Annotated in this window: 4 protein-coding genes and 1 tRNA gene; 2 read left to right on the plus strand and 3 right to left on the minus strand. The window is 68.4% G+C overall.

Going from position 1 to position 3,149, the window contains the following annotated elements:
- Window positions 1-268: zinc-binding dehydrogenase (locus tag ACTIR_RS0117805; RefSeq protein WP_154663810.1), on the plus strand; the 268-nt coding region annotated here is incomplete at its 5' end.
- Window positions 269-728: 460 nt separating this feature from the next.
- Here ACTIR_RS0117805 and ACTIR_RS0117810 read toward each other — a convergent pair.
- Window positions 729-1,112 (minus strand): DUF4234 domain-containing protein, encoded by a 384-nt coding sequence (locus ACTIR_RS0117810; RefSeq protein ID WP_052583937.1) that lies wholly within the window; start codon window positions 1,110-1,112, stop codon window positions 729-731.
- Window positions 1,113-1,499: 387 nt separating this feature from the next.
- Here ACTIR_RS0117810 and ACTIR_RS0117815 point away from each other — a divergent pair, with 387 nt between their 5' ends.
- Window positions 1,500-1,799, plus strand: coding sequence for a type II toxin-antitoxin system Phd/YefM family antitoxin (locus ACTIR_RS0117815; RefSeq protein WP_233345940.1), 300 nt, complete (start codon window positions 1,500-1,502; stop codon window positions 1,797-1,799).
- A 107-nt stretch (window positions 1,800-1,906) separates the two neighbouring features.
- Here the strand turns inward: ACTIR_RS0117815 and ACTIR_RS0117820 are convergent, their stop codons facing one another.
- The gene (locus ACTIR_RS0117820; protein WP_026455297.1) at window positions 1,907-2,422 is read right to left on the minus strand and encodes a DUF4234 domain-containing protein; all 516 of its coding nucleotides are present in this window, start codon (window positions 2,420-2,422) and stop codon (window positions 1,907-1,909) included.
- 431 nt (window positions 2,423-2,853) lie between these two features.
- Window positions 2,854-2,927 (minus strand) — tRNA-Arg (locus tag ACTIR_RS0117825).
- Window positions 2,928-3,149 lie beyond the last annotated feature (222 nt).

The raw sequence follows: 3,149 nt of genomic DNA on the forward strand, positions 1-3,149 counted from the left end.
CGAGGCGGTCGCCGTGTCGGTGGCACTGGCCGCCGACCGGAGCCGGGTCGCCACCCTGGCCGACGCGGAGGCGGCCCGACGGCACGGTGTCCGGCGGTTACGGCCGGAACGCTCCGCCGCGGTCCTGGCCGAGCTGGCCGTCCTCGCCGCCGAAGGCGAGCTCCACACGCGCGTCGCGCGGACGTTCCCGTTGTCCGATGCCGCCTCCGCCCACCGCACCCTGGAGGCGGGGCACGTGCGGGGCCGGATCGTCCTGCTGCCCGGGTGACCACGGCACGGCGTACCGGTCGGGGCGGGTGTTCAGTCGTTCCCGGGGAACGGACCGGGCGAGATTCGCACGGTGGCGAGAGCCCGGTTGTCGAAGGAGAGTGCGGGCCTTTTGGGTGCCGACGACCGAACACGAGTCCCACGGCACCGTCCGCCCGTCGCTGACGAGATGGTTCTCCATACCGACCGCACCGGCCGAGTCCTCGAACGAACCGGGAGTGGCCGACCGGCCGCAGGACCGGTGCGGGCGCTGCGGGACGAGGGCCTGGTGAATGCACGGGGGAGAGGGGGGAGAGGCTGACACCCGAATAGCGGGCGGGCATGTTGGTCGGACGGCTGCCCGGCAGGCCGGGTGCCCCCGAATGAAGCCACGGATGCTCGGGAACTCGGGGCAAGCTCGCCTGCTAACCGGCCACCCCGGACATCGCGGACCGGAGACCAGCGGCATCCGGTGGGAACGGTCAGACCCACAGCGGGATCTGTTGCCCCGCAGGGGCCTGGTAGGCGTCGGTGATCTTGTTCAGTTCGAGCTGGTAGTACAGGGTCCCGAGACCGAATACGAACATCAGTAGCAAGCCGATGACCGGCGTGCAGGTGACCTGCATCCCGGCGGCGCGCTGCGCGTTCCGGATCCGGTCTCCACAGTTGTAGTAACTGATCAGGGGCGCGATGACCGTCCAGGACAACAACAACAGAACGAGCATGGGCCCGACGATGGGGACGGCGCGGCGCCGGTCGAACTCCGCCATCTCCTTGTGGATCTTGAAGTACCACACCAGGTGGTAGACCCCGAGCGTGATGAGCGGCCACAGCAACCATACGGTTACCGGGTGTCGCTGTTTCATCGCGATACCGTGCGCGACCGGCTGCTGTGCGGGGTGGCCCGACTGGTGTTGGGTCGCGTGAACGGGGTGCGAGGGCTGTTGCGGGGCTGCGGACTCGTGTTCGCCTGCGTTCGGATCGTGCGCTGGCATGACGGTGACGCTCCTTCTGTACTGCTTCGGCCGGGCGGAGCTCCGTGGCTCCGTGTTACCTCCCTGTAGGCGATCGGATCGTCGCGTGATTATCGGGGACTACCAATCAGATGAGCCGCGAGCGCCACGGATGGCAATGGGGAGATGTGCGTACAGTGCCGTTGCCGTTGGCCGTAGGCGGCCTGCGAAGGCCTGCCCGGGCAGGGCAGGGGCTGGGCGACTCGACAAGGAAGTCAGGGCTCCGGCGCGGTGCCGACTTTGCCGGAAATCGTCGGCCAGGCAATGAAGGTACGTACCTACTTCGGAGGTGCTGTGAAGTCGACAGTCACCGCATGCGAGTTCAATAAGGATGTCAGCGCTGCCAAGCGTGCCGCGTCGGAGGGCCCGTTGGTCATCACCGACCGGGATCAGCCGTCCCACGTGCTGATGTCGTTCGAGGCCTTCGTTCGCCTGATCGGGCGGGAGTACGATCTCGCTGACCGGCTTGCTATGGAGGACGACGACTCGGATGTCGATCCACCGCCGGTGACGTTCGGTCTGCGGACGGCGGAACTGTGAGCGTCCTGCTCGACAGGAGACTGCTGAGTGAGCCGTGCAGGGTTGCCGCGAGGATCCCCGGAAGTACCTGCAGTGCCGGGGACCCTCGCGGGAATCCGTGGTGCGGGTCAGACCCACAGCGGGATCTGCTGACCCGCGGGTGCCTGGTAGGCGTCGGTGATCTTGTTCAGCTCCACCTGGTAGTACAGGATCCCGAGACCGAACACGAACATCAGCAGCAGACCGACGACCGGCGAGCAGGTGACCTGCATGCCTGCGGCGCGCTGCGCGTTCCGGATCCGGTTGCCGCAGTTGTAGTAGCTGACCAGGGGCGCGATGACCGTCCAGGACAACAGCAGGAGGACGAGCATGGGCCCGACGGTGGGGACGGAGCGGCGCCGGTCGAACTCCGCCATCTCCTTGTGGATCTTGAAGTACCACACCAGGTGGTAGATCCCGAACGTGATCAGCGGCCACAGCAGCCAGACGGTGACCGGATGCCGGTTCTTCATCGCGATTCCGTTCGCCACCGGCTGCTGCGCGGCCTGTTCCGGGAGGTGCTGGGCCGCCTGACCGGGCTGGGTCTCGGGCGCGGGCGGAGCCGGGGGCCCGGGAAAGGATGCGTTCGGATCGGGTGCGGACATGCGGTGAGTCTCCTTCGTTCGGGTGCCGCCTCGTCAGGCGAAGTTGCGTCGCTCTGTGTTACCCGGTCTCCGGGGGCCGGGTCGGCATCGTGTCCATTTCGTTGTCCGCCGATTCCGGCCCGGGAGGGGTGCATGGCCCGCGCGACCGACGTCGCGCGGGCCATGCGGCTGATGTCCCATTCGATCACCGTCAGCTGGTGTGGCCGTTTCGTTGCCGAACGGTGGGGCGGGCCGCGCGACCGGGGGTGACCTGCCGAGTGCCCCGTCGGTACACGCGGGCCTGCGGACAGTGGAGGGTGAGCGGGACCGGGCGGTGAGGGGTGTCGCAGGGGTGCCCCCGGCCGACACCGCGAGAGTCGTGTCCGGCCTCGCCTCCGCGTGTCCCGGGCGTGACGTCCTCGGGTGGTCCGAGCCTGTGCGCTGGTGTTCTGTGCCCCCGGCAGGACTCGAACCTGCGACCTAGAGATTAGAAGGCTCTTGCTCTATCCAGCTGAGCTACGAGGGCCCGGCGGCGACCGTGTGCGGTCGGCCTTCGACCACAGCCTAGTCGCCGCTATGTGTCTGATCGTCCGATACCGGCGGATCGTTTCACCCCTCACCCGGCCTGGCGACCAAATGCCCACCGAAGGTGAGTGAGAGCACAGGTCGGCCAGGTCGGGCGGGGGGCCGCCGTGGGCCGTCGGGGCGGGAGGTGCTGCCCACGGCGGGGGCCGCGGTCGGGGCAGGC

The organism is Saccharomonospora iraqiensis subsp. iraqiensis, assembly GCF_000430445.1.
Taxonomy (GTDB): domain Bacteria; phylum Actinomycetota; class Actinomycetes; order Mycobacteriales; family Pseudonocardiaceae; genus Saccharomonospora; species Saccharomonospora iraqiensis.